Source organism: Rhodococcus sp. NPDC059968 (assembly GCF_042738615.1).
In the GTDB taxonomy this organism is placed as follows: Bacteria; Actinomycetota; Actinomycetes; order Mycobacteriales; family Mycobacteriaceae; genus Rhodococcus_F.
In genome coordinates this window covers 1-25,015 of the sequence record NZ_JBHWUE010000029.1, presented here as the reverse complement: position 1 = coordinate 25,015, position 25,015 = coordinate 1, and the positions used below count along the sequence as shown (strand labels likewise).

The following is a 25,015-nucleotide window of genomic DNA, read 5'->3' as shown; positions in this document are numbered from 1 at the left end:
GCGGACGACCACGCCTACCCCGAATATTTTCAGATGCCTGGCGGACGCTCACTCTCCACCATCTTCCGGGCCACGTCATGGAGCGGCTCGTTCGTGTTTTGAGACTGCGCCTTCAAGATGGCAAAGGCCCGTTCGGTGTCGATCGAGTAGCGTTCCATCAGCATTCCCTTGGCCTGGCCGATGACGTCGCGTGAGGCGATGGCATCGCGGAGTTGCTGCTCACGGAGGGACGCGATCAGCGCGATCGCGGCATGCGTGGCCAGGGAACCACCGACGCTGACTGCGGCATCGTCGAACGCGTGTGCCCGGGTCGAGTGCAAGTTCAATGCACCCATGGTCTGTTCGGTGGCGTAGAGCTGAAACGCCAGCATCGATCGTGCGCCGGCCGCCGCTGCTGCCGGTGCGAACCGCTGCCACCGGGTCTCGTGTTCCATGTCCGGCACCAGCACGGTCTCGTGTTCCCAGATCGCCTGAATACAGGGGCCGTCACCCAGTCGGTGCTGCAAGTCGTCGATCGCCTTCGGAAGCTCCGACGTTGCAGCTCGGGACTCGGGCGAGGAGCCCCTGGTCACCAGGGTGATACCTGCGTGCTCGGCGCCGGGCACGATCTCGATTGCCGCCCGGATGATCAACTCGAGGGTGCCGTGAATGCTCGCGTGCTCGGCGCCCAGATCCCTCGCCACCCGTTCGAGCTCCGCCCGCAACCGCCGCTCGAATCCACCACGGCCCGGCCCGCCGTGGATGTCGCCTCCGAATCCGCCCATAGATCCATAGTCGCCACTGCATTCGACGGACGCAATCACAATGCGATCGAAAGGCGTAGCCGTCGCCGCGCATCAACTGCCGCACCGCCGCCTGCCCGGTCAGTTCGGGCCCTGGGTGTGCTTGCCGTCCGTGGGCGGAGTAACCGTCGCCGGTGCCGTGGCCGTCGGAGTGGGAGTTGTAGCTTCACCCAGTGACACCCCGTTGGTGGGGACGCTCGCCGAGCCCGTGTCGGTGCCGTGGTGGGTAGCCTTCTTCGCTAGTTCGCCGACCTTGTGCTGCACCTGCGGAGCCTTGTCCTTCACGGTCTCCGTCGCGTTGCTCACCTTCTCCTGCACGGTGGGGTTGTGCCAGAGTTCGAGCGACTGATGCCTCATCTTCTCGTAGGTTTGTCGGCCGGACCGAGTGCCCACGACGAAGCCTACGGCCGCGCCCGCTGCGAAAATCAACGCTTTCTGCATGACATCTCCTGTTTGTCGTGTGGCACGAGCGGACAGCCGAATCATCGGCCGAACGCCCTCCTACACAGCTTGCCCTCAGCTGCCGAGCCCAAACCGTCGATCCGGGTCGTCTGTTCCCGAGACGTTCGTTTACCGGTCACGTCCGCGGCGAGGACCGTGCCCGCGCAGTTCACCCCTGGTTTCGGCTCGACGCTAGCCTTGTAGAGCGAGCTACCGGACATCGAGGCGGCGCTCGTCGCCGGGGAGTGACTATGGAGTTCAGACATCTCGTCGCGTTCATCACGATTGCCGAGGAACTACATTTCGGTCGGGCCGCCTCACGGCTGCATCTCTCGCAGCCGTCCCTCAGCGCGCAACTACAGAAGCTCGAGAAGTCGCTCGGGGTGAGACTCGTGGCGCGGAACTCCCATGAGGTCAGGTTGACCTCCGCAGGCCGGGAATTCGTGGCACAGGCCAGGCTGATCGTCTCCCAGATGGAGAGGGCGGCGCGGATAGCGAAAGCCACCGCGGACGGCCGCTCGGGAACCCTCGACATCGGATACAACATGCCGGCCAGTAAGCACGTCCTGCCGGCGGCGCTGGCCCGGATGAGCGCAGAGCACCCGGACGTCGTGGTGTCGTTGTGGGAGAAGCGAACCGGACCGCAGCTCGTCGATCTCGCGGACGGCACGCTCGACATCGCGCTCGTGTACGGGCATCCGCGGACGGCCGACTTCCGGTACCGCCGGGTCTTGCGGAAGATTCCGCTCGTCGCCATCGTAGGCAAGGGCCACAGATGGGCGGGGCGGGCTGCGGTTCCGTTCGCGGAGTTGGCGACCCAGGCGTGCGTGATGTTCTCTCGCGATCAGTGCCCCGCAATGTACGACTCCATCTTCGGTGCGGCGTCCGACAGTCGGATCTCGCTCGACGTCGCTCAGACCGCCGACGACCCGGGCGCGACGGCGCACATCGTGTCGGTCAAGCCGTTGGTCGGGTTCGCGTCCCTGCCGCGCGCCAGTTCGGGCGGACTCGATGCGATGGGCGTGAATACTGTGGCGGTGAGATTGGTCGATCCGATTCCGACGATCGACTTGTATGCGGTGTGGCGGGCCGTCGAGGTGAATCCTGCGGTGTTCTCCTTCCTCGACTGCGTCGACGATTCCGACGATCTGGACCGCGGCGAGGACCGCCTGGTCGCCGTTCCGCCCCGCGTTCCGAGACCTATTTCAGACCGGATCGAACGAACGCGTTGACGATGTGCCGCTGCAGGACGACGTAGAGCGCGAACACCGGTAGGCACGCCAGACCTGCGACGGCCATCATCGGCCCCCAGTCGTTTCCCTCGGTTCCCATGAAACTCCTCAGCCCCAACTGCACGACGGCGTTGCTGCGCTGCAGGACCACCGCGGGCCAGAAGTATTCGTTCCAGGCATTGATGAACAACAGGATCGACAGCGCCGCCAATGCGGGACGCAGATTCGGCACCATGACGGTCCAGAGGATCGACCACGACGAACGGCCGTCCAGCTTCGCCGCCGCGACCAGTTCTTTCGGGAAGCCGGCCATGTGCTGGCGGAGCATCAGGACACCCAGCGCGGAGCACAGCGTCGGCACGATCATGCCGGCAAGGTTGTTGATCAGTCCCATTTGGTACAGCAGTACATAGTTGGGGAGCATCGTGACCTGGAAGGGCACCAACCAGGTTCCGACGAACGCGAGGTAGAGCAGCCGCTGGAAGCGGAACGAATACATCGCGAACGCGTACGAGGCCAGCAGGGCGACGAGGAGCTGACCAGCTGCCGAGACCGCGGAGACGGCGAACGTGTTGGCGAGCAGTCGGATCACGTCGACCTTCTCGGTCGCGTCCACGTAGTTCCCCAGTGACAGCGGCCACGGAACGGGGGAGAGGGAGCCGACGTCGTCGGGCCGTCGCAGCGACGTTGCGAGCAGCCAGTAGATGGGAAATATGCACACGCCTGCGATGGCGACGAGGACGGCATGCCCCCGCGCCCGCCGCCACAACGGCTCGGGTACGAGTGAATCGCTAGTCGTCATGGAACGAGATCCTTTCCGAGATCCACACGAGAACGCCCGCAACGAGACCGAATCCGATGAACAGCATGATGCCCGCGGCGGCGCTCAGGCCCGCGTCGAAGCTGTGGAACCCGTAGTCCCACAACAGATAATAGATGTTGGTCGTCGCCCGAGACGGTCCGCCCTGAGTCAGGGTGTCGATGAGCGGGAAGGTCCACTGCGCGCTCAGCAGCACCGTCATGAGTCCGAGGAACACCAGCGTGGGCGACAGCAGCGGCAGGGTGATCCACCAGTCGATCTGCCGCCGCGTCGCTCCGTCGACCTGCGCGGCCTCGGCGTAGTCCCCGCTGATGCCGGCCATCCCGGCCGACACAACCAGCACGGCGAAACCCATGAAATGCCACCCGGTGATGGCGACGATCACCCACTGCGCCGTCGCCGGTTCGTGGATCCAGTTGGTGTCCGAGCCCAGCACCCGGTTCACGATTCCGGCACCCGGGTCGAGGAGCCATTGCCACACGGCCGCGCTCGCGACCGGGGCGACGAGAAAGGGCGCGAAGATCAGGCTCTGGTAGATCGTCCGGGCTCGCCCGTGCACGCCGCGGGTGGCGAATCCGACGACCACCGGTAGCACGAGCGTGAACGGCAACAGCCCGACGATGAGGACGACTGTCCGCCAGACGGAGTCACCGACCGCCGGCAGCTCGAGCAGCCGGCGGTAGTTGTCCGTGCCGACGGGAACCATGGGAGTGGTCGGAAGCAGGTTCCAGGAGTAGGTGGAGAGTTGGGCCGCCTGAACGAGCGGGCGGTATGTCCACACGACCAGCAGCGCAATAGCCGGTGCCAGGAACAGGTACGGCTCGGCCACCCGCACCGCCCTCCGCAGAGGGTGGGTACGGATGGCAGGCACCGCCACCGGTTCCCGGACGGGCGTTGTCGCGTCGGCGAGGTCCGGTACGGCAACGAACACGATGTTTCCCTCACCCCGCCTGTAGCTCGAGGGCATGCAAGCGGTCGAGCGTGTCCTGTTCGGGGATGTCGTAGACCACCTCGGCCGGGGTCGCCTCGACCGCGGTGGCGACCACCGTGGATTCGAGGACGTCGATTCGGCTGAACCCGTAGCCGGCGACGCCGCGGTGACTGCCCTTTGCCGCGATTGGATCCACCCGGTAGGACAGGGCCGGGCCGACCCACACCGGAATCCCCGCCACCGCACCGGTACCGGTCAGATGCGCGTGCCCGCAGAGGATCATCCGCACATCGGAGCCGGCCAGAACCGCCTCGAGCCGGTCGGGGTCTCGGAGGCGCAGGTAGTTCACGGTGGCGACCGGTGACGGAATCGGCGGGTGGTGAAGGACGAGGAGCGTTCCCCGCTCACTGGTCTGGGACAGTTCCTCGTCGAGCCACGCGAGCTGCGCGTCCGTCAGCCAACCCTCGTGCCTACCGGGCGTGGTGCTGTCGAGCACGATCACCCGGAGACCGTGGATGTCGTGGACTGCGTCGTGCGGGGCCTCGAGATCACCACTGCCGGAGTCGAGTCCGAGCAGTTCGGCGTGGAAGGCGGTGCGGTCGTCGTGATTGCCCATCGCGTAGACGATTTGCGCACCGAGTTCGGCGGCCACCGGCTCGACAACCTTCCGCAACCGCCGGTAGGCCTCCGGTGCCCCGTTGTCGCTGAGATCGCCCGACAACACCACCGCGTCCACGCGCTGCCGGGATCCGACGATGCGGTCGAGGGCGCGGGTGAGGTTGTCGAGGGTGTCGATCGTGCCGTGGACGAGGTCGCCCGCGGCGCGGATGTGGGTGTCCGTCAGGTGAATCACCGTGACGTCTGCGGGGGTCACTGGGTGGGCAGAAGCGCGGTTGCCTGCTTCTGGGCGGCGTCGAGGGTGGATTTCGGGTCGGCGTCCTGGTAGACGACCGCCTCGACGGCGTCCATCATGCCGTCTCTTATCTGCAGGTAGTTGTTGCCGGGCATCGAGATCCACGGCTCCATCGAGCCGAGCTGGGCGATGTTCGGCGCGAGCAGCGGGTTCTTCTGCGCCCAGTCCTTCAACCCGGCCGGGTCGTCGACGAGTCCGGTCCGCAGCGGCAGGTACCCGATTCCCTGCGCGATCTTGGTGTAGGCCTCTTCGCTGGTGAGGTACTTGATCAATTCCCATGAGGCGCGCTGCTTGGCGGGGTCGGATGCGAATGTGAACAGGGAGGCACCGGAGTTGGTGGGAACGGGGGGCGTGCCGGCGAAGGAGGGCATCGTGGTGGCGCGCAGGTCCCACTTGTCCTTGGCGCCCTTGACGAAGGTGCCCTGGATCGCGCTGGTCTCGAGGATCATGCCGATATCTCCGCGGGCGAAGGCCTCGTAGCCCTGCTGCTGGCTGAGCTTGGGTGTCGATCCCGACTGCACCAGGTTCTGCGCCATGTCCGCGACCTGCACGGCCGGGTCTTCGGCGAAGGTCAGCGTGGAGCGGTCGTCGGAGATCACCTGTCCGCCGTTGGACCGGACCAGGCTTTGGAAGCACCAGTCCTTCGCGGTCTTGGTCAGGCAGTCGAGGTACGCCCCGCCCTTGCCGGTCTTGGTGGTGATCGCGTCCGCCGCGGCCGCGACCTCGTCCCACGTCTTCGGTGGTGCCGCGGGGTCGAGCCCGGCCTGCTCGAACAGTGTTGCGTTGTAATAGAACACCGGGGTCGAGAAGACGAAGGGCACGCCGTAGGTGGAGCCTTCCCAGTCACCCAGGGTGCGCGCAGTCGGGGCGTACGGGTATTTCGCACCGTCGAAGTTCTTCTGCACCGCGTCCTTGCCGACGAGGTCGTCGAGCGAGTGGGCGCCGAGCTGGTGGATCGTGAAGTCCAGGTCGCTGAACCCGAGCTGCGCGACGTCCGGTGGCGCTCCGGCCACCGTCTGGCTCTGGATGCTCGCGATCGTGTCGGTTGCCGGGTTCGGGCTGTTGCCCTGCGGCTTCTGCGCCGCGACGTGGATGTTCGGATTCTGCTTGGTGAAGTCGTCGATCAGGGCGTTGAAGGTGTCGGTCCACGCACCCGCCATACCGTAGTTGTAGCTTTCGAACACGATCGACACGTTCTGGTCCGGAGCGAGTTCCGGCACCGGATCGGTGCTGCTCGCCGCGGAATCCGTGGTTGTGGTGCCGAGGCCTCCGCAGGCGGTCAGGACCAACGCGCTGGTCACCAGGGCGCCCAGCCCGGGCAGGGTCTTCTTCACTGTGGTTCTCCTGTTGTTCGTGTGTGGGCGGGGCTCGTGAATCGTGCCGGTGCTCATGCCACCGACAGCGAGGCATCGCGTGGAGATGCCCCGTGCTCGTGAGGAACGTGCCAGACCAGCCGGCGGCCGGTCCCGGAGTCGAAGAGCTGAATGTCGGCGGGACCGACACTCAGCGCGGCGACGTCGCCGACCTCGGCGGCAACCGGGCGCGGAGCGCGGACCCGAATGACGTTGCCGCCCAGGGTGACGTGCAGGATCTCTTCGCTGCCCAGGTTCTCCGAGGCGGTGACGACACCGCGGAGTCGGGTATCGGCGCCGTTCAGCCGGATGCGTTCCGGCCGGATGCCTGCGGTCACCTTCTGCGGTCCGGTCGCCGAGCCGGCGAACAGCCCGAGGGGCGCGTCGACGCCGTCGGCGACGAGGTGGAGTTCCCCGGCCCGCTCGATGACTGTTGCGTCGAACAGGTTCATCGGTGGCGCGCCGAGGAATGCGGCGACGAACGTCGAACGCGGAGTGTCGTACAGCTCGGTCGGTGTACCGACCTGCTCGATCCTCCCGTTGTTCAGCAGTGCGATCCGTGTCGCCATCGTCATCGCCTCGACCTGGTCGTGGGTGACGTACAGGAACGTCGATCCCAGACGGTGGTGCAGGTCGATGAGCTCGGTGCGGGTAGCGCTGCGCAACGCGGCATCGAGATTCGACAGCGGCTCGTCCATGAGGAAGGCACCTGGGTCGCGAACCATCGCCCGGGCCAGCGCCACCCGCTGACGTTGCCCACCGGAAAGCTGGGCCGGGCGCCGGTCCAGATGGCTTTGCAGGCCGAGCGCCGACGCGACGGTGGTGATCCGTTCCCGGATCTCGTCCTTCGACCGTCTGCGTGCACGCAAGGGGAAGCCGATGTTCTTCGCGACGGTCAGGTGCGGGTACAAAGCATAGCTTTGGAAGACCATCGCAACGTCCCGCTGTCGCGGCGGTGTCCTGGTGATGTCGTTCTCGCCCAATAGGATGCGACCCGACGACGGGCTCTCGAGCCCGGCAATCAGACGCAGCAGCGTCGACTTCCCGCACCCGCTCGGGCCGAGAAGGACCATGAACTCTCCGTCGGCGATGTCCAGGTCGACATCACGCACCACCCGCGCGGTGCCGAACTGTTTCGACACACCTTCGAGTCTTATCCGCGCCACCCGCATCTCCTCGGTTGTTCCGTGTTTCCCGGAGACACCACAGCAGCCGGGGATGACGGTGCGGTGAACACCGCACCCCGAATTCCCGACCCGACCCGCGCCGGGGCGGCGGCATGCAGCGACGATAGGAGGAGTGTGCCCGCGCGATAGGAAACTCCTCAGGCCCTACCTTGCGTGGTCGATGACCTGATCCATCGTTCGCAACGAAAGGGGTTGCAGATCAGCAGCTTTTGATCAGCGTTCCTTCGCCGACTCGGTGAGTTCTGCTCGCAGGTCGAAGCGAGGGGTCGGAGGCGGCAGGTATGAAGAATGCACTTCGTCACAGATTCGCTCACACAGTGCGTGCATCCCACGTGTCGCGCACTGCGGAGCGAGAGCGGCAGGCGCTGCCTTGCGGTGAGTTTGCCCATGTCAGCGGCCCGGCCGGCGGCGTGAACGGCGTCTCGGCCCGGGCGGGAGCCGATGAGGACGCGGCGAACCGGTGACTTCGTTGCGGCTTGACCCCGTCGCCGAGTTCGGCGGAAGATTGTTGAATGTTGAACGATGAAGAGCAGCTCCACGTCACCAGGGTCATCGATCGCCTCGAGACGCGTTACCCGGACATCTCCCGGGAGGCCATCGACGAGGTAGTGCGCTCTGCGCACAGCCACTTTGCGGACCGGAAGGTACGCGACTTCGTGCCCCTGCTCGTCGAGCGGGCTGCCCGCGAGAAGATCCAGGAACTGGTGACGTCGTAGGCGTCGTCGCGCCGGGGTCCCCATCCACGATCGAGATGGCGACCCCGGCGCGCTCCACCGAAACCTGTTCGGGATCTCGTTCAGCTGAGCTTCTGCGGCACACCGTAGGTCATGACGGTGTCGCCGTTCTCCGTCACCGCCATCGCGTACGGCCGGATGGTGACCGGTCCGATAGCTCCGGAGATGGAACCGTGAACGCCCTGCATCCGCACCAGCGCCTCGGGTCCGTCGAACTCCTGGCCCTCGAGCAGCGGGACCGTGGTGATACCGCCCGGCTCCAGGTCGATGTCCAGCTCCTGCGACGGGATGATGTCACCCGCCAGCTCCGCGTTGGTCCCCGCGCTCAGATCCAGCGTGAAGTCGGGGACGAGCCCCAGGTCGATGCCGGTGTCCGACCCGATCGCGAACCCGAGGCCGGGCGAATTGAGGACGATGGTCGCGCCTGCCAGCGCAACCGGGTAGCCGATCTGGTAGCCGACGGTCAGCTGGGTGCCCTCGAACTCCGCGGCGTCGGGACCGCTGATGTTCACTCCGGCATACCCGTTGTGGAAGAACTCGACGCTGGTCGGTACGCCGTCGAGCGGCGGAACGACCTGATACTGCGTGTCGCCCTGCAGGACCTCGATGCGGTTGCCGTCCGCGTCGATGACGGAACTGGCGTTGTCGACACCGGCCGAGGCGGTGCCGTTACCCATCACCATGGCGAGCACTGCGATACCTGCGACCGCCGCCAGGCGGGTGAATTGTCTGTGCCCGGGTCGAGCTGTGCTGATGTTCGTCATGCCGATCCCCATTCAGTTCGTACTGCAACCGATACGAAAAAGCATGCGCAGCGTAACCATTCGGGCCCTCCGATGTCTTTGTGTTGTTCGAGAGTTCACGAGCGTTTCGTGTGGTCCGCCATCCGTTGACCTGGTAGTTCTTGGCACGGTCGCGTTTGCCGCATCGCGCGCGGGGCCTGGTCGCACATGGCATGTGCTGGGATTCGACCACCGAAGGCTCCCGAGAACGTTCACTCAGACGTTCCTGATACGTCGCCTCCGACACTTCTGGGTGACGCCTACGCCGAGGGAGTGTCGCGGCAACCGATCTCGACCCGTCAGGATGCGGCACCTCGACCCCGGGCCGGGCGCCGCCGTAGTACTTCGACTCGGCGATCTCATTGCGATTACCCGGAGTTGAACACACCATGAACACCCAGGTGGAGACTGGTTTGCCGAGTCCATCCCGACGACACTGGAACAGTGAACGCAGAATCTCTCGTTCTTCTCATCGTCGTCGTCACTGCACTCGGTTTCGATTTCACCAACGGTTTCCACGACACCGCGAACGCCATGGCCACGTCGATCGCCACCGGGGCACTCAAATCCCGTGTCGCGGTTACCCTCTCGGCGATCCTGAACCTGGTTGGCGCGTTCCTGTCGGTCGAGGTGGCGGCCACCGTCGCCAAGGGCATCGTCAACCTCGGCGACACGGGCGGGCAGGCGCTGCTGATCATCGTCTTCGCGGGCCTCGTCGGGGGCATCTTGTGGAACCTCGCGACCTGGCTACTCGGCATACCGTCGAGTTCGTCGCACGCCCTGTTCGGCGGGCTCATCGGTGCAACCATCGCAGCCCTGGGGATGGGCGGCGTCGAGTGGTCGGGCGTGATGAGCAAAATCGTCATCCCCGCCGTCCTCGCACCCGTGGTCGCAGCGCTGGTCGCTGCCATCGGCACCTGGCTGATCTACCGCATCACCGCCGGCGTCGAGGAGAATGCCAAAGAGGACGGATTCCGCTGGGGACAGATCGGGTCGGCCTCTCTGGTCTCGCTCGCGCACGGCACCAACGACGCCCAGAAGACGATGGGCATCATCTTTCTGGCGCTGGTGGCGCACGGCACCATCACCGCCGACACCGCGATGCCGTTCTGGGTAAAGCTGTCCTGCGCCCTCGCGATCGCCCTGGGGACCTACCTCGGCGGTTGGCGGATCATCCGGACACTCGGCAAGGGTCTCGTCGAGATCGCGTCGCCCCAGGGCATGGCCGCCGAGTCGTCCTCGGCCGCCATCATCCTCACCTCCAGCCACTTCGGCTTGCCGCTGTCGACGACACAGGTTGCAACCGGGTCGATCCTCGGAACGGGAATCGGCAAGTCCGGGGCGGAGGTCCGGTGGGGCGTCGCCGGACGCATGGCAGTCGCGTGGTTGTTCACCCTTCCCTCCGCCGCTGTGGTCGGGGCCGTGTGCTGGGTGATCGCCGATGCCATCGGCGGACTGCCCGGTGTTCTCGTGGTGTTCGCGCTGCTCCTGGTGGCCGCAGGCGCCATGTACCTGCGCTCGCGGCGGAACCCGATCGACACCTCGAACGTGAACGAGGAGTGGGACGGTGGCCTGACCCCGCCGTCCGAGAAGACGCACACCTCGCATTCGGCTCAGGTCTGAGAGGCAGGCATCGTGAATCTGTTCATGGACACCGTGGACTCGCTCTGGCAGGTCGTGCTCATCGGCCTGCTCTTCGGTGCCGGCCTGCCCGCCGTCTTCGCGCTCGGAATCCGGTTCCTGTCGCTGGGGGTAACGCCATCCACGGACGGAAACGGCGCCGCACGCACACCGACCGCCTGGATCGCCGGGTCGGCATGCTTCGCGGTGATCCTCGTCGCGGTCGTCGCCGGAATCCTCTTCATCATGAAGGACTTTCTCGCCCACGATTTCGGAATCCACATCTTCTGACCCCGGAAAGGACGCGTGCAGTGGTACGGAAACCGATCACCTCAGTTCCGGCGAAGGTCCTGCGATGGGTGCGCGACGGCTACCCGCACGGGGTGCCCCGCGAGGACTACATCGCGTTGTTCGCCGTCCTGCACCGCAGGCTCACCGACACCGAGGTGAGCGAGATCGTCGACGAGTTGTCGGCCCCGGACGGGCATGCCCTCGAGGACGGCAGGATCGACCGCGGGGAGATCGAGGAGGCCATCGCCCGACTGGCGCACGAACATCCCGGTGAGGACGACGTCAAGCGGGTGGCCTCTCGCCTCGCCGCAGGCGGCTGGCCGCTAGCGGCACCGATCGAGGAGAAGCCTCCACTCGTGAAGGCCCTGCCGCCCTTGCTGAGCAACATCATCGAATGGTTGCGCGCCGGCTATCCACAGGGCGTGCCCGAGACCGACTACATCCCCCTGATAGCCCTGCTGCGCCGGCGACTGTCCGACGAGGAGGTCCGCGAGATCACCGCAACACTGGTCGACCAGGGCGACCTCCCGATCGGCAGGCCGGACATCCAGGTGATGATCGCCAAGGTCACCGACGAGAAGCCCCTCGACGCCGATGTCGACCGGGTCCACGCCCACCTCATGGCCGGTGGCTGGGCCATCCCGGACGAGACGCCGATCGACGAGTCGCACTGACCGACCGCCGATCAGCGAGGAGGAGTGGTGTTCCTACGCGGAGACACCGTTGCCGACGACCCGCACGCGCTGGACGAGTCCCTGCTCATCGAGCCTCAACGGCTTCGGCCGTCCTGGCGGGGTTTTCTCACGTCGACGCCCGGACGGTTGTCGGTGCTCGCGGTGGTCCTCGTTGTGGCCGCCCTCGCCGCGGGGACCGTGACTTCGGCGGTCAACGCCGCCCGTCAACAGGAAATCGACGCCTTGCGGACCTACTCGGAACCTCTCGCCGACGCGGCGCAGAACCTCTACAGTTCGCTGTCGATCGCGGACGCCGCCGCGACGACCTCCTTCATCTTCGGCGGGGTCGAACCGGTGGCGGTGCGCGAACGCTACAACCAGGCCGTCGGTGATGCCTCCAATGCGTTGGTGACCGCCTCGAACGGCGTCGATCCCGCGGACGCGGAAGCGCTCGGCCTGCTGTCGGAGGTGTCGAGGCGCTTCGCCGAGTACACCAGTCTGGTCTCCACCGCCCGCGCGAACGATCGCTGGGGAAATCCGATCGGAATCACGTATCTCCGCAACGCTTCGTCGATGATGCAGGGCACCATCCTTCCGCTGGCGCACCGCCTTTGCGCCGAGCAGTGGAAGTCGGTGGCCACCACACAGGCGCGCACAACCAGGCTGCCGGTGGCCGCTTTCGCTGTGACGACCTCCGCTCTCGTCGGGCTCGTGCTCGCGCACGTGTACCTGACCCGCAAGAGCCGACGGCTGTTCAACCCCGGCCTGATCGTGGCCACACTCCTCATGGCGAGCCTCCTGGTCTGGTCGATGACGGCGTTCGGGATGTCCACGTCGGCGGGGGAGCGCGCGAGGACCGCTGGGGCGGAACCACTCAGCGCGATCGCGGCGGCCCGGATCCTGGCGCAACAGGCACGGGCGGATGAGATGCTCGGGGTCTTGCAGCGCGGTTCGGACCCACAATCCGAGGTCGACTTCTCGCGGCATTCCACGGTCCTGTCCGGGATACTCGAACAACACCGGAACTCAGACGCTACCGCGGCGCTCGAGGGCTGGCGGAGCACCCACGAGTTGCTGCAGCAGAAACTCGTGAACGGGGATTATCCGGCGGCGTCGGCCATGGCGGTCGATCCCGGGGCGCTCGCGCCGACCGCCCAGTTCTCCGCACTCGACGAGGCGTTGCAGTCCGCGATCAATCGATTGAGGAGCGAGGAACGCGAGGCCACGACCGAGGCGTATCGCTCGACTTCGCTGTTGACTGTCGGTGCCGTCGTGCTCGGTGTGCTCTCCGGGTTCGCCGTCGGCGGGGGCATCTGGCCCAGACTGAACGAGTACCACTGATGCCTCCGGCGAGGTGAGTGGGATGGTGACGAGTCCCCGCGTCGAGCATGTCCACGGTCGTCGAGCCTCTCGCGTTCGTGGCCTTGTCGGCGTGCTCGTGGCTGTCGGGGCCGTGCTCGCCGGTTGTGCTGCCCCCGAACCCGTCACTCCCGCCGTGACGGGCGACTACACGGAATTGTCCCTGCCGGACGGGACGCAGATCATCCCGCCATCGGGTGCCACCCCCGCAGCGCCGGTGGCGCCGTCCGAGTGCGGGGCGTTGGCAAGCCTGCGTCCGGCGCCATCCGTCCAGGCGGGTGCCGCGCCACCGGGGAGGCTGGTCGCCGACATCCTCGCGCGGGACCGGCTGATCGTCGGCGTCGACCAGAGCACCAACCTGTTCAGCTTCCGTGACCCGAACACCGACACTCTCGAAGGATTCGACGTGGACGTGGCGGGGGAGGTCGCGCACGACCTCCTCGGCGACCCGGCGAAGGTCGAGTTCCGACTCCTCACCCCCGGCGGCCGCTTCGACGCGCTCGAGAAGAATCAGGTCGATATCGTCGCGCAAACCATCACGATCACGTGTCAGCGCGCCGAGCGGGTGGCGTTCTCCACGGTGTACTTCGAGGCGTACCAGCGTGTGCTGGTACCCGACGGGTCGGAAATCTCCGGGCCCGCGGACCTGGCCGGTAAACGGGTGTGCGCCGCCGCCGACACCACCTCACTCGCCACGATTCAGCGGGTCCAGCCGCAGGCCACGATCGTCGCAGTTCCCGACTGGGCCGACTGCCTGATGGTTCTCCAGCAACGGCAGGCCGACGCCGTCAGCACGGACGACTCCATCCTCGCGGGCCTGGCCGCCCAGGACCCGACTCTCCAGATCGTCGGTCCGCCACTGGAAACCGAGCCGTACGGCATAGGCATCAACAAGACCAACACCGCGCTGGTGCGGGTGGTGAACGGCACCCTCGAGCGGATGCGCGCGGACGGAACGTGGATGAGTCTCTACGACCGGTGGTTGACCGTCCTCGGCCCGGTCACCGGCCCGCCCGCACCCTCCTACCGGGACTAGCCGAGGCGCACGGTTCGGGCGATGCCTGCAAATAGTGGGGATTATCCATGATCTCAAATCCCCACTACTGTTATGGTGGGCTTCATGCCTGCATCCACGACGCCCCCGGAGCGCTTGCTGCGAAACCCCACCTTCGTGGTGGCGCAGCTGCATCGGGTGGGACGCGAGGACCTCGAGGCCGTACTGGCGGCCGAGGGACTGAATCTGCGGACGCATTGGATCCTCTGCTGCCTCGAGGAGCCCGGCGAGCTGTCCCAGAAGCAGCTCGCCGATGTTCTGGGCATCGACCGCAGCGACATGGTGCGACTGCTCGACGACCTCGAGGAACGCGGATTCGTGGCCCGCACCAAGAACGCCAAGGACCGGCGCAAGCACGTGCTGTCGTTGACGACAGCAGGCCGGCACGTCAGGGAGCGTAGCGACGAGTTGGTCGAGAAGGCATTCGATCAGCTCTACGGCAACCTCTCGGCGAAGGAACGCCGGAGCTTGCAGCGCCTGGTCCTGAAGGCGCTGGGCCTACCGAAGAAGTACGCCGCCCCACCCACTTAGCCGGCACAGCCCCCGGTTTCCACGGTGTCCACTGCACCGTTCTCATCCCGGCCCCGCGGATTCCTTCGCGCAAGCCGGAGCCGTTCCACAAGGAGCCCGCACATTGTCTGCCCCCACGCGTCTCGACCCGTTCACCGCCGGTGACCTCGCACCCGTCCCGCGAACCCTCATCGACATCCTCACCGACACCGCCGAGCATCACCCCGACGCCCCCGCGATCGACGACGGTGAAGTCGCACTGAGCTACGCGGAACTGGTCGAACGGATCACCGCGGGCGCCCGCGAGTTGGCTGCCGGTGGTGTCGGGCCGGGCGACCGGGTCGGCATTCGGATGCCGTCGGGTTCGCGGGAGCTGTACCTGGCGATCCTGTCCGTTCTCGCCGCCGGCGCCGCGTACGTCCCGGTCGACGCGGACGACCCGCCCGAGCGGGCCGAGCTCGTGTTCGGCGAGTCCGCGGTCAAGTCGGTCGTCACCGCCGACGGTATCGAAACCTCGGACAGCAGTGCGGTCGAGGTCCGGGCCCCGGAACCGTCGAACGATGCGTGGATCATCTTCACCTCCGGGTCCACCGGCACCCCGAAAGGGGTGGCCGTCACGCACCGAAACGCCGCCGCCTTCGTGGACGCCGAGGCGAGGCTGTTCGTGCGCGACGCCCCGCTCGGTCCGGGCGATCGGGTGCTGGCCGGACTGTCGGTGGCGTTCGACGCCTCCTGCGAAGAGATGTGGTTGGCGTGGCGGCACGGCGCCTGCCTGGTCCCGGCGCCCCGTTCGCTGGTGCGCAGCGGGATGGATCTCGGACCGTGGCTGATCTCGCGGTCGATCACCGTTGTCTCCACGGTCCCGACGCTGGCCGCGCTCTGGCCCGCGGAGGCCCTCGACTCCGTGCGGTTGCTGATCTTCGGCGGCGAGGCCTGCCCGCCCGAGCTTGCTCGGCGGCTCGCGGTCGATGGCCGGGAGGTGTGGAACACCTACGGCCCCACCGAGGCCACCGTGGTCGCCTGCGCCGCACAGATGACCGGGATCGGCCCGGTGCGCATCGGGCTCCCGCTCGACGGGTGGGACCTCGCCGTCGTCGACGCGGGCGGCCGCCGAGTAGCCGACGGCGAGGTCGGGGAACTCGTGATCGGCGGGGTCGGCCTCGCCCGCTACCTGGATCCGGCCAAGGACGCCGAGAAGTACGCGCCGATGCCCTCGCTCGGCTGGGATCGCGCCTACCGCAGCGGCGACCTGGTGCGACTCGACCGCGAGGGACTGTTGTTCCAGGGCCGTGCGGACGACCAGGTCAAGCTGGGCGGGCGGCGCATCGAACTCGGTGAGATCGACGCGGCCCTCCACGCGTTACCCGGAGTCACCGCAGCGGCCGCCACGGTGCGCACGTCCGAAGCCGGCACCGGGATGCTCATCGGATACCTCGCCGCACGGGAGGGATTCGACCTCACCCATGCCCGCGCGCAACTGGCGCAGCAGCTTCCGGCAGCCCTCGTACCCCGGCTGGCACGGGTAGACGAGCTACCCACCCGCACCTCGGGCAAGGTGGACCGCGGTGCGCTGCCGTGGCCACTGCCCGGGTCCCGTGGGCCCGACGCGCAGGCCTCGGGTCTCGACGGAACCGCGGCGTGGATCGCCGGGCTCTGGACCCGAATCCTCGGCGCCGAGATCGGCGGCGAAGACGACGACTTCTTCGCCATCGGCGGGGGCTCGCTGAGCGCCGCCCAGCTGGTCAGCGCCCTGCGCGAACGCTTCCCCGAGGTGACCGTCGCACAACTCTACGACCACCCACGTCTCGGCTCACTGGCCCAGTTCCTCGACGAACTCGCACCCACCGCTTTCGTCGAGCCACGCACTGTCGCGCCGACACCGCGGGCAACCCAATGGGTACAGATCGCGGCGACCGTCCCGCTGACCACCCTCACCGGCCTGCAATGGATCACCTGGCTGGCAATGGCGAACAACGTTCTGGCCTGGGCTTCGCCCGCGCCGTGGGCGCCGACGCTGTCGTGGTGGCCGGTACTGGTGATGTTCCTCGTCTTCATCACCCCGGTCGGCCGGATGGCGATCGCCGCGTCCGGCTCCCGGCTGCTTCTACGGAGGATCGAACCGGGCACCTACCGCCGCGGCGGTCCCGAACACGTCCGTATCTGGGTCGCCGAGCGGCTGATCGAGGCGAGTGGGGCGGCGAACCTGTCCGGCGCCACCTGGATGGTCTACTTCGCTCGGGCGCTCGGCGCGAATATCGGTCGGCGGGTGGACCTGCACACCCTTCCCCCGGTCACCGGAATGATCGAACTCGGCGAGGGCTGCTCGATCGAACCCGAGACAGATCTGTCCGGGTACTGGATCGACGGCGACGTCGTCCACGTCGGATCGATCCGCATCGGAGCCGGGGCGTCGGTCGGTGCCCGCTCGACCCTGTTTCCCGGCGCCCGCATCGGGGCGCACGCGGAGGTGGCCCCGGGGTCCGCGGTCACCGGAAAAGTCACGGCAGGTCAGCGGTGGGCGGGCTCGCCCGCAGTCAAGGTCGGCAAGGCCGTGCACCCCTGGCCGGAGAACCGGCCGCCGCGTGCCTCGAAATGGGTACCCATCTACGGCCTGACCTCCCTCGCGGTAGCGGCGATGCCCCTGCTCGCGCTTGCCGGCGGTCTCGTCCTGCTCGGGTGGTGGATCCGCGACGCCGACGACCTCGGCGCGGCCGTGATGACAGCACTGCCGATGCTCCCAGCCGCGACCATCCTCACCCTCGCCCTGTTCGCGGGCATGACCGTCGTCGCGGTGCGCCTGCTCGGGCTCGGCCTGCGCGAGGGCTATCACCCGGTGCGCAGCCGGATCGGGTGGCAGGCATGGTCCACCGAACGGCTGATGGACTCCGCCCGTACCTTCCTGTTCCCGCTGTACGCCAGCCTGCTGACCCCGCTCTGGTTGCGGCTGCTCGGCGCCAAGGTCGGTAAGAACACCGAAATCTCGACGGCACTGGTCCTCCCGCGATACACCACCGTCGCGGACGGCGCGTTCCTCGCCGACGACACCATGGTCGGAGGCTACGAACTCGGCGGCGGATGGCTGCGCATCGAGCCCGCGAAGATCGGCAAACGTGCGTTCCTCGGCAACTCCGGCATGACCGGACCCGGACGCACCGTGCCGAAGAACGGTCTGGTCGCGGTACTCTCGGCAACCCCGGACAAGAAGGGCAAATCCGGTTCGTCCTGGCTTGGCAGCCCTCCCGTCCGGCTGCGCCGTTCGGCCACCGAAACCGCGACGTCGCGAACTTTCGATCCCCCGACCCGCCTGCGGGTCGCCCGAGCCCTGATCGAAACCTGCCGGCTGATCCCGATGATCATCACGTTCGGGATCGGGCTCGGTGTGCTCGTCGCCCTCGAGGCGCTCACCGGCAGCATCGGATTCGTGTGGGCAGCACTGCTGTCCGGGCTCGTACTCCTCGTCGCCGGTTCCGTTGCCGGCGGCATCGCGGCGGCGGCCAAGTGGATCGTCGTCGGCCGCATCGGCGTCGTCGAACACCCGCTGTGGAGCTCGTTCGTCTGGCGCAACGAGGTGTCCGACGCATTCGTCGAAACGGTCGCCGCACCCTGGTTCGCCCGCGCCGCCACCGGTACCGCCGTGCTGAACCTGTGGCTGCGGGCGATGGGCGCGACCATCGGGCGCGGCGTCTGGTGCGAGACGTACTGGCTGCCCGAAGCAGACCTGGTGACCCTCGGTGAGGGTGCGACCGTGAGCCGCGGCTGTGTGGTGCAGACCCACCTGTTCCACGACCGGATCATGAGCATGGACACCGTCACCCTCGGCGCCGGCGCCACCCTCGGCCCGCACAGCGTGGCATTGCCCGCCTCGGCCATCGGACCGGGCGCCACCGTCGGGCCGGCGTCGCTGGTGATGCGCGGAGACCGCGTGCCCGACTCGACCCGCTGGCAGGGCAACCCCATCGCACCCCAGCCCGAACATGGCCGGTGAGCACCGGCGTCGACCGGGCTGCGCCAATTCGCTACTCGCGCGTAACCACGGATCGGCCCGTATGCTCGGCCTCGTCGTAGGGCTGCGGCGATGGCCTGGATAGCTGCGGAATGTGATGACACCCTGCGACATCACTGAGCGGAACGAGAAGACGCATGTCGATGAACCCTGATCCCAAGAGCGGGCGACGGCGACGGTTTTCGGTCGGAACACGAGTGCGCACCCCGCACTCCCTCGACGCGGAACTTCCGGCCGACCAGTGGCCCCTCGCGTCGGGAGTGATCATCGAGGATTTCGCCGACTCGGGTGGCCTCAGCCCGAAGGCCTACGGACGCGATTGGGCCTTCTCCCGGCGGTGGGCGATCGCCCTCGACGACGGCAATCTGATCTTCCGCGACAGCGAAGACCTCGACGACGAAGAGCCCGACACCGAACCCGTGTGAACAGGTGCGGGACTCCGGCGGGTGACGGAGTAGCTGGGATGTGCAGAACGCAAACGTCGTGGTGAGGGCGCCCGCTAGGTGTCGTCAGTGAGCGATCTGATGGCAGCGCGTTCGACGAGCAACGGAACGAAGTCGCGTACCGGTCGTCCGTCGAACCGGTGGTGTGCGGTGTCGATCGCCTGATCGATCACGCCGGAATCGATGGTCGGAAACCGCCGCGCCAGGCGTTGTCGTACCACGCCGATGTGCTGCTCTTCGGTGGTGGAGTTCATCTTCGAATTGTCGTCCCCACGGTGGCGTGAATGCACTGTTTACTCGGGTGCATCTGCGAGCGGTATTCACCGGTTGTTCACCTAGGCTGGGGAAGGGTACTCGCACTGGATTCGGGTCGATTCGACCGCCGACGTACAACGTCGAAATGTGGTGAGGTGTCATGGGAACCCTGCTCGAGGCGCAGCGTGAGCGAGAAGACAAGTACGACGTGGATCTCGACTTCGCGGTCCCGGATCTCGCGAAGGCGCTACCCGCCGACGGCCGCATCGAGCAGGCCACGGTCGAGCTGGACAGCGTCTACTACGACACCGCCGACCAGGACCTGTTCCGTCACCACGTGACGCTGCGCCGACGGTCCGGGGGTGCCGACGCCGGCTGGCATCTGAAGGTGCCCGCAGACAAGGCCCGCACCGAGCTCCGGCTTCCGCCCGATGACGGTGACAGCGTCCCTGCGGAGTTCGCGGATCTCATCGCGGGTGTCGCCCTCGGCAAACCTCTACATCCGGTGGCGATGATCTCGACCGTGCGGAGCGCACACCGCCTCTACGACAAGCAGGGCATCCTGCTCGCCGAGGTGGCCGACGATCGGGTTGAGGCGACCGCGGTCGGGGAGAGCGCCCGGGCCAGCCAGTGGCGCGAGGTCGAGGTCGAGGTCGGCGAGGGCGGCGACGAGAAATTGCTGAAGCGGATCGGCAAACGCCTCACCCGCGGCGCCGCGCACCCCGCCGGGCGGGGATCGAAACTCGAGCGGGCGCTGTCAACCGATTCCGACCCGTCCCGCACTCCCGACGAGGGCGGCGACGCGCGGGCTGTGCTGCTCGCATATGTGGATGCACAGATCCAGGCGATCGTCGCCGGCGACGTGGCACTGCGCCGTGGACACGACCCGGTCCATCCCACTCGTGTCGGCATCCGGCGACTGCGCAGCACCCTGCGCGTCTACGGCACCTTGTTCGACCCGACGTCGCGGGACTGGCTCGATGCAGAGTTGTCCTGGTACGCGGGACTGCTCGGTGAGGTTCGGGACCGGCAGGTGCAACGCGAGAGGTTCGCTGCCGCGGTCGCCGCCCTCCCGACGGAATTGGTGCTGGGACCGGTGGCCGCCCGGATCGAGAACGATCTACTCGGCGAGCAACTTCATCACCGCGCCGCGGTGATGGAGGCCTTGAGCGGGGACCGCTACCGGAAGTTGCTCACCGCTCTGACCTCCTGGCGCATCAGTCCACCGTTGACCGAGGCGGTCACCGAACCTCGGTCGATCGAGCGAGGATCGCGGCGGGCGGAACGGAAGGCCGTCACGAGGGTGACCGCTGCCGCGGCCGGTACCGATGACGACGCGCTGCACCGTGCCCGTAAGGCTGCCAAACGCGCCCGTTACGCCGCCGAGCTCGCGGCCCCTGTCCTCGGCAAGAAGCCTGCCAAGAAGAAGGTCGCCAAATTCAAGAAACTGCAGGAAGTGCTCGGCGAACACCAGGACAGCGTCGTCGCCGCCGGGATCCTGCGCACCCTCGGCGCCCGCGCCGGCACCACCCCGGGCGAGAACGGTTTCACCTTCGGCCTGCTCTACGGCCTCGAACAACAAGCCGCGCAACACGCCCGCACCCAGGCAACCGAGCTGGCGACCTGACCCGGATCGTGCCGGATCGTCGCGGGATGGGCACACGCCGTCGCCGTATGGAAACCCGTGGTCGGCCGCCTGTTCATTCGGGCAGTCGGTGGGTACTCCCGGTCGGACAGGATCGGCGTCGTCGTCGATCTCGAGCAATGGCGAAGTGGGGTGCAAGGCGATGAATCTGGTGAGCGGTACGGCACGGATGGCGGCCGGAGCGGGTGAGGCCGCGACAGCCACCCTCGGCGCGATCGGCGGAGCCGCGGTCGGCGGTCTGGTCGGCAGCGTGAAGGGGGCGGCCGTCGGGGTTCAGGAGGGTGCCCGGCGCGGAAGTCATTCGACGCCCGCAGCCGTGTTGACCATGGGCGCGGTCGCGTTGACCGGTGTGGTGCAGTGGCCGATCGTGGCCGCGGTCGGTGGGACGGCGCTGGTGCTCGACCAGTTCAAGCCGGGTACCCCGAAGCCGGACGAATCCGGGACCGGCGAGAAGGCGACCGGCGAGAAGGCGACCGGAGCAGGGGCGGCACCGCGGCGCCGAGCACCGACGAAGACGCCGGCTGCGCCTACGCCGTGACGGTCGGCGGACGCATTCGGTATGCGCCCGCCTTCTTCGGAAAAAGATATGCACCGACGAGCACCTCGGCCGTGGTTCTCGCCGGTGCCGAGTGCGGCGTCTAGGTGTTGTCCGCCGTCGTCGGGGTGGCGTTGCGGGCTTCGATGGCGTCGACCGTCTTGTCGAACTCCCTTCCCAGCACGCGTGTGCCGAAGGCGCCGAGCACGGCCCCGAGCGCTCGTCCTTTGAGATTCTTGCCGTCGCGGACCACGACGGCGTCGATGTCGGTGGTCCCGTCGGGCATCGGGGTGAGGGTGTAGGTGTGGCCGGACTTCCCGCCCCACAGGTTGGAGTCGGTTGTCGTCATGACGATGCGGCGGGGATCGGTCCAGTCGTACTGCAGGCGTTCCCAGACACTGCCCGAGCCCTCGGTGACGTCGGCGTGGTCGGTGCCGAGTTCGTGCACTTGGAGGTAGTCGTCGGCGCTGTTGCCGAACAGCGCCTCGCGGCCGGGCCCGAAGTCGGTGAGCGCGTCGAGGACCTGTTCGGGTGTTGCGGTGGTGGTCTGATGGAGGTGGATCGTGGACATGGCGTTCTCCTCTGATACTTGAAATCTGTTGACACGTTGGGTCTGTGTTGGGTGTGCGGGGTCCGTGTTGGGTGTGCGGGGTCCGTGTTGGGTGTGCGGACCTCCTTGGGTGCGGGCTACCTGTTGACCGCTGCGAGGGACAGCGTCCAGAGTCGTTGCGCCGATTCAGGGTCGAGGGCGTAGTCGGCGACTCCGACTCGCTCGGGTCCGCCCGCGTAACGGACGGCTTGGTTGCTGTCTTCGAAATAGCGTCCGCCGACGTCGCGGAGGAGGGGTGAGGTTGCGACGAACACGGATGTCGCCGCTCCCTGCTGGGGTGACTTGTACTCGGCGGTGGGGTCGGCGCGCAGGGTGTTGTACACGCTCTCGGGCAGGTGTCGGGTCAGGTTGGTCCAGATGCCGCCGGGGTGCAGCGCGTTTGCCGTGATTCCGTCGTGTGCCCAGCGGCGGGTTGCCTCGACTGCGAACAGCACGTTCGCGGTTTTGGATTGCCCGTATGCAAGCCACGGGTCGTACTCGCGGTTGTCGAAGTTGATGTCGTCGAAGACGATGTCGGAGCTCAGGTGTCCGCGGGAGCTCAGCGACACGATTCGCGCCGGACATCGTTCGGCCGAGCGGAGTAGCCATGATTCCGGCGTTGTTGACGAGCACGTCGAGGGGCGTGCTGCCCCACTGGTCGGCGAAGCGGTGAACTGAACTGAGATCGGCGAGATCGAGCGTGCGAACTGCGACACGCTGCTGACCGAGGGCGGTGTTGATGTCGTCGGCGACGATACGGCCGGCGTCCGGGTTTCGGACGGCGATGGTGACGTCTGCGCCGGCACTGGCGAGCGCGCGAGCGGTCTCGATGCCGATGCCGGACGAGGCACCCGTGACTATGATGCGCTTGCCGCGCAAGTCGATTCCTTCGAGGACCTCGATGGCGGTCGAGGTCGCGTCGAAGGGACTGGTGATCCGGTCCTGTGTCATTGGCGTTGTCCGTGTTCGGCGGCTGGTGCGAGGGTTCGGCTCGCCCGGCTCTACATCTGGGTGCTGCTGTTCAAGCCGACCAGGATCTGGTCGAGCACGGTGGTTTCGGCGCGGCGGTCCTGCCGCTGGTCACGCTGGCGGTCGTGCTGGCGTTCCTGCTGCATGTCGTTGTCGCGGTCGAGCGGACTGTCGTGGGTGACTGCGGAGGCGACGGGCTGCACGGCGTTCGGTTGTGCGGTGGTGGCGTTGGCGGCGCCGACCGGGATAAGGCCGAGTGCGGCGGTCGCGGCGGCGACGGCGGCCAGTCGCTTCCAGGAGGAGGTGCTGGCGGCGGAGTGTGTGATCGGGTGGAGCTGTGTGGTGCTCATGGTCGTGGGTCTTCCTGATCCGAGTGCCGCTGGCCCAGCGTCTGCGGCTACTCGAATGGTGTCCATGAGGGCCGGGAACGTTACGCCGGCCAGACCCCGGAATGCTGTGACGTGCGTCACTACCGAAACGAGGCTTCAATCCGCGGCCGGACGCGCGCCGAGCCCCGGGGACGTTGGATGCAGATGCCGCCCAACCAGCAGCTCAGGCGACACCTGCACTCCACCCCTCGCGTGAACCGACTCGTGTGCCTGAGACGTCCGCGTCGTCATGTGACCACCATGACGGCCCAGACGTTACCAGAAAACGGGCCAATTGGTTTGTTTCATTTCTCGGGCCGATCACGACGAAGCCTGCGGCGATGCCTCCACCCAGGTTGATGCGACGCGTCATGGCTTCTCGGACGACCTCGGATGCGGCGCCTCCAGTAGTAGCACCGATTGAACACAGCTTCCAAAACAATTGTCGATCAATCGATTTGCGGTTGGCCGCAGGAACAGGATGCAGGGGTGGTCCGGCGACCACAGTGTTGTGGATGGTCCCGATTCCTTCCACGGTCATGGTGACGGTGTCACCGATGCGCAGCGGTGGTGGTTGTCGATCCCGTGCCACCCCCACAGTTCGGCGAGGCAGCCACCACCGCAGGTTCCGGAGCCGAGCACGTCACCGGGGCGTACCCAGGTCCCTCGCCTGGCGTAGGAGATCAACTCGGCGAAGGTCCACGCCATGTTCGCCAGGATGTCGCCACCGATGCGGGTGTCGTTGACGAAGACTTCCATGGCGAGGTCGAAGCGACCATCTACCTCGCAGTCGAGGAACTCATCCACGGTGACCAGCACGGGCCCGAGGATGGTGGCGGTGACTTTGCCTTTAGCGGGTCCGAGGCCCCCGCATCTCACGACCTGCAGGTCGCGGGCCGACCAATCGTTGAGGATGGTTGAACCCGGCGACATGATCGAAGGCCTCGTCCACGGACAGTTTGTAGCCGGCTTCGCCGATCACGACCGCGACTTCCAGCTCGAAGTCGAGCACCTCGCAGCCCGGCGGCATCGGAACCGTTGCGCCCGATCCGATCACGCGTCGGGTTTGGTGAAGTAGAAGGCGGGCGCGTCGTACCAGTCCTTCGGCACCTCGCCGGCCCCGGTGACCGCGCGCAGCGCGCCTGCTGTGTGCTGTTCGAAGGTGATGAAGTCACGGATGCTGCCGACCGGAACCGGCACCGCCAGTTCGGTGGTCGAATCCCAGGGCAGCCGCCGACCGGTCGACACCCCGCTCGGGTTGCCGGCCGCGAGCACGTCGAAGACGTCGGCGGACTCCGATTTCGCGCGCCCATCACATCGGACATTTCCGCACAGACCTCATCCGGTGCAGCGCCTTTGCGTCGCCCACACCGGCCGACCCGCCGAGGACTAACTTAGCCTGGATCCGTGGAGACTACGCCGGCCGTAACAGGGTGCGAATGACGAAAGCGCCTCCCGTAGTGAGACAATCAAGATTCTCACATCACGATTGTCCACATACGGAAAGGCACTTTCAGTGCAATCAT

Annotated in this window: 27 protein-coding genes and 2 pseudogenes; 13 read left to right on the top strand and 16 right to left on the bottom strand. The window is 67.0% G+C overall.

Translation table 11 applies throughout. From position 1 onward, the window contains the following. Positions 1 to 29: 29 nt before the first annotated feature. A complete protein-coding gene (locus ACFWAY_RS23000) occupies positions 30 to 764 on the bottom strand; it encodes a GAF and ANTAR domain-containing protein (RefSeq protein WP_378512297.1) in 735 nt (244 codons plus the stop codon). Between the two features lie 99 nt (positions 765 to 863). Then, complete coding sequence (locus ACFWAY_RS22995; protein ID WP_378451183.1) at positions 864 to 1,223, bottom strand: YtxH domain-containing protein; 360 nt, start codon at positions 1,221 to 1,223, stop codon at positions 864 to 866. 251 nt (positions 1,224 to 1,474) lie between these two features. Between ACFWAY_RS22995 and ACFWAY_RS22990 the strand changes: the two genes are divergently transcribed. Continuing rightward, complete coding sequence (locus tag ACFWAY_RS22990) at positions 1,475 to 2,455, top strand: LysR substrate-binding domain-containing protein (protein ID WP_378512296.1); 981 nt, start codon at positions 1,475 to 1,477, stop codon at positions 2,453 to 2,455. Here the strand turns inward: ACFWAY_RS22990 and ACFWAY_RS22985 are convergent. From ACFWAY_RS22985 to ACFWAY_RS22965, 5 genes are read right to left on the bottom strand one after another with little or no spacing between them, the layout of a single operon-like run. Next, positions 2,424 to 3,257 carry a carbohydrate ABC transporter permease gene (locus tag ACFWAY_RS22985; protein ID WP_378512295.1) on the bottom strand — a complete coding sequence of 278 codons (834 nt, stop codon included), beginning with the start codon at positions 3,255 to 3,257 and terminating at the stop codon, positions 2,424 to 2,426. The genes ACFWAY_RS22990 and ACFWAY_RS22985 overlap by 32 nt on opposite strands. Next, the gene (locus ACFWAY_RS22980) at positions 3,247 to 4,242 is read right to left on the bottom strand and encodes a carbohydrate ABC transporter permease (RefSeq protein WP_378512294.1); all 996 of its coding nucleotides are present in this window, start codon (positions 4,240 to 4,242) and stop codon (positions 3,247 to 3,249) included. Before ACFWAY_RS22980 ends, ACFWAY_RS22985 begins: the two co-directional genes overlap by 11 nt. Beyond that, on the bottom strand, positions 4,217 to 5,080 hold the full coding sequence (locus tag ACFWAY_RS22975; RefSeq protein ID WP_378512293.1) for a metallophosphoesterase: 864 nt from the start codon (positions 5,078 to 5,080) through the stop codon (positions 4,217 to 4,219). The genes ACFWAY_RS22980 and ACFWAY_RS22975 overlap by 26 nt, the downstream gene beginning before the upstream one ends. Beyond that, the gene (locus tag ACFWAY_RS22970) at positions 5,077 to 6,453 is read right to left on the bottom strand and encodes an ABC transporter substrate-binding protein (protein ID WP_378512292.1); all 1,377 of its coding nucleotides are present in this window, start codon (positions 6,451 to 6,453) and stop codon (positions 5,077 to 5,079) included. Before ACFWAY_RS22970 ends, ACFWAY_RS22975 begins: the two co-directional genes overlap by 4 nt. A gap of 53 nt (positions 6,454 to 6,506) precedes the next feature. Continuing rightward, positions 6,507 to 7,637: an ABC transporter ATP-binding protein gene (locus ACFWAY_RS22965; RefSeq protein ID WP_378512291.1), complete on the bottom strand. Its 1,131-nt coding sequence runs from the start codon at positions 7,635 to 7,637 to the stop codon at positions 6,507 to 6,509. Between the two features lie 533 nt (positions 7,638 to 8,170). On the opposite strand from ACFWAY_RS22965, the gene ACFWAY_RS22960 reads away from it, so the two are divergent. Further along, positions 8,171 to 8,374, top strand: a complete 204-nt coding sequence (locus ACFWAY_RS22960; protein ID WP_378451190.1) for a three-helix bundle dimerization domain-containing protein — start codon at positions 8,171 to 8,173, stop codon at positions 8,372 to 8,374. 80 nt (positions 8,375 to 8,454) lie between these two features. Here the strand turns inward: ACFWAY_RS22960 and ACFWAY_RS22955 are convergent, their stop codons facing one another. Further along, complete coding sequence (locus ACFWAY_RS22955; RefSeq protein ID WP_378512290.1) at positions 8,455 to 9,156, bottom strand: MspA family porin; 702 nt, start codon at positions 9,154 to 9,156, stop codon at positions 8,455 to 8,457. Positions 9,157 to 9,618: 462 nt separating this feature from the next. On the opposite strand from ACFWAY_RS22955, the gene ACFWAY_RS22950 reads away from it, so the two are divergent. The 9 genes and pseudogenes from ACFWAY_RS22950 to ACFWAY_RS22910 all read left to right on the top strand — a co-directional run bounded on the left by ACFWAY_RS22950 (position 9,619) and on the right by ACFWAY_RS22910 (position 19,110). After that, entirely contained in the window at positions 9,619 to 10,797 is a 1,179-nt protein-coding gene (locus tag ACFWAY_RS22950; protein WP_378512289.1) for an anion permease, read from the top strand. A 12-nt stretch (positions 10,798 to 10,809) separates the two neighbouring features. Then, positions 10,810 to 11,085 carry a hypothetical protein gene (locus ACFWAY_RS22945; protein WP_378451193.1) on the top strand — a complete coding sequence of 92 codons (276 nt, stop codon included), beginning with the start codon at positions 10,810 to 10,812 and terminating at the stop codon, positions 11,083 to 11,085. Continuing rightward, positions 10,992 to 11,354 (top strand): annotated as a pseudogene (locus tag ACFWAY_RS22940) (DUF3349 domain-containing protein); the annotation flags it as partial. The gene ACFWAY_RS22945 and the pseudogene ACFWAY_RS22940, both read left to right, overlap by 94 nt. A gap of 87 nt (positions 11,355 to 11,441) precedes the next feature. Continuing rightward, positions 11,442 to 11,759 carry a DUF3349 domain-containing protein gene (locus tag ACFWAY_RS22935; protein WP_378451317.1) on the top strand — a complete coding sequence of 106 codons (318 nt, stop codon included), beginning with the start codon at positions 11,442 to 11,444 and terminating at the stop codon, positions 11,757 to 11,759. Between the two features lie 27 nt (positions 11,760 to 11,786). Then, positions 11,787 to 13,100, top strand: a complete 1,314-nt coding sequence (locus tag ACFWAY_RS22930; protein WP_378451194.1) for a hypothetical protein — start codon at positions 11,787 to 11,789, stop codon at positions 13,098 to 13,100. Between the two features lie 22 nt (positions 13,101 to 13,122). After that, complete coding sequence (locus ACFWAY_RS22925; RefSeq protein ID WP_378512288.1) at positions 13,123 to 14,154, top strand: glutamate ABC transporter substrate-binding protein; 1,032 nt, start codon at positions 13,123 to 13,125, stop codon at positions 14,152 to 14,154. A gap of 84 nt (positions 14,155 to 14,238) precedes the next feature. Continuing rightward, a complete protein-coding gene (locus ACFWAY_RS22920) occupies positions 14,239 to 14,703 on the top strand; it encodes a MarR family winged helix-turn-helix transcriptional regulator (RefSeq protein WP_378512287.1) in 465 nt (154 codons plus the stop codon). 31 nt (positions 14,704 to 14,734) lie between these two features. Then, the gene (locus tag ACFWAY_RS22915; protein ID WP_378512343.1) at positions 14,735 to 18,667 is read left to right on the top strand and encodes a Pls/PosA family non-ribosomal peptide synthetase; all 3,933 of its coding nucleotides are present in this window, start codon (positions 14,735 to 14,737) and stop codon (positions 18,665 to 18,667) included. Between the two features lie 215 nt (positions 18,668 to 18,882). Further along, complete coding sequence (locus tag ACFWAY_RS22910) at positions 18,883 to 19,110, top strand: hypothetical protein (RefSeq protein WP_378451197.1); 228 nt, start codon at positions 18,883 to 18,885, stop codon at positions 19,108 to 19,110. Between the two features lie 74 nt (positions 19,111 to 19,184). On the opposite strand, the gene ACFWAY_RS22905 is transcribed toward ACFWAY_RS22910, so the two are convergent. After that, complete coding sequence (locus ACFWAY_RS22905; RefSeq protein ID WP_378451198.1) at positions 19,185 to 19,382, bottom strand: three-helix bundle dimerization domain-containing protein; 198 nt, start codon at positions 19,380 to 19,382, stop codon at positions 19,185 to 19,187. A gap of 170 nt (positions 19,383 to 19,552) precedes the next feature. Between ACFWAY_RS22905 and ACFWAY_RS22900 the strand changes: the two genes are divergently transcribed. Then, the gene (locus ACFWAY_RS22900) at positions 19,553 to 21,010 is read left to right on the top strand and encodes a CHAD domain-containing protein (RefSeq protein WP_378512342.1); all 1,458 of its coding nucleotides are present in this window, start codon (positions 19,553 to 19,555) and stop codon (positions 21,008 to 21,010) included. A gap of 160 nt (positions 21,011 to 21,170) precedes the next feature. Then, positions 21,171 to 21,566, top strand: coding sequence for a hypothetical protein (locus ACFWAY_RS22895; RefSeq protein ID WP_378451199.1), 396 nt, complete (start codon positions 21,171 to 21,173; stop codon positions 21,564 to 21,566). Between the two features lie 100 nt (positions 21,567 to 21,666). On the opposite strand, the gene ACFWAY_RS22890 is transcribed toward ACFWAY_RS22895, so the two are convergent. The 7 genes and pseudogenes from ACFWAY_RS22890 to ACFWAY_RS22860 all read right to left on the bottom strand — a co-directional run bounded on the left by ACFWAY_RS22890 (position 21,667) and on the right by ACFWAY_RS22860 (position 24,764). Further along, on the bottom strand, positions 21,667 to 22,134 hold the full coding sequence (locus tag ACFWAY_RS22890) for an SRPBCC family protein (RefSeq protein WP_378512286.1): 468 nt from the start codon (positions 22,132 to 22,134) through the stop codon (positions 21,667 to 21,669). Positions 22,135 to 22,250: 116 nt separating this feature from the next. After that, positions 22,251 to 22,721 (bottom strand): hypothetical protein, encoded by a 471-nt coding sequence (locus ACFWAY_RS22885; RefSeq protein WP_378451322.1) that lies wholly within the window; start codon positions 22,719 to 22,721, stop codon positions 22,251 to 22,253. An 85-nt stretch (positions 22,722 to 22,806) separates the two neighbouring features. Then, positions 22,807 to 23,103: pseudogene (locus tag ACFWAY_RS22880) on the bottom strand (SDR family NAD(P)-dependent oxidoreductase); the annotation flags it as partial. Positions 23,104 to 23,153: 50 nt separating this feature from the next. Beyond that, positions 23,154 to 23,471: a hypothetical protein gene (locus ACFWAY_RS22875; RefSeq protein WP_378451201.1), complete on the bottom strand. Its 318-nt coding sequence runs from the start codon at positions 23,469 to 23,471 to the stop codon at positions 23,154 to 23,156. 555 nt (positions 23,472 to 24,026) lie between these two features. Then, positions 24,027 to 24,422: a fumarylacetoacetate hydrolase family protein gene (locus ACFWAY_RS22870; protein WP_378512285.1), complete on the bottom strand. Its 396-nt coding sequence runs from the start codon at positions 24,420 to 24,422 to the stop codon at positions 24,027 to 24,029. Beyond that, on the bottom strand, positions 24,340 to 24,519 hold the full coding sequence (locus ACFWAY_RS22865; protein WP_378451320.1) for a fumarylacetoacetate hydrolase family protein: 180 nt from the start codon (positions 24,517 to 24,519) through the stop codon (positions 24,340 to 24,342). Before ACFWAY_RS22865 ends, ACFWAY_RS22870 begins: the two co-directional genes overlap by 83 nt. Before the next feature lie 23 nt (positions 24,520 to 24,542). Beyond that, positions 24,543 to 24,764, bottom strand: a complete 222-nt coding sequence (locus ACFWAY_RS22860; RefSeq protein WP_378512284.1) for a hypothetical protein — start codon at positions 24,762 to 24,764, stop codon at positions 24,543 to 24,545. Positions 24,765 to 25,015 lie beyond the last annotated feature (251 nt).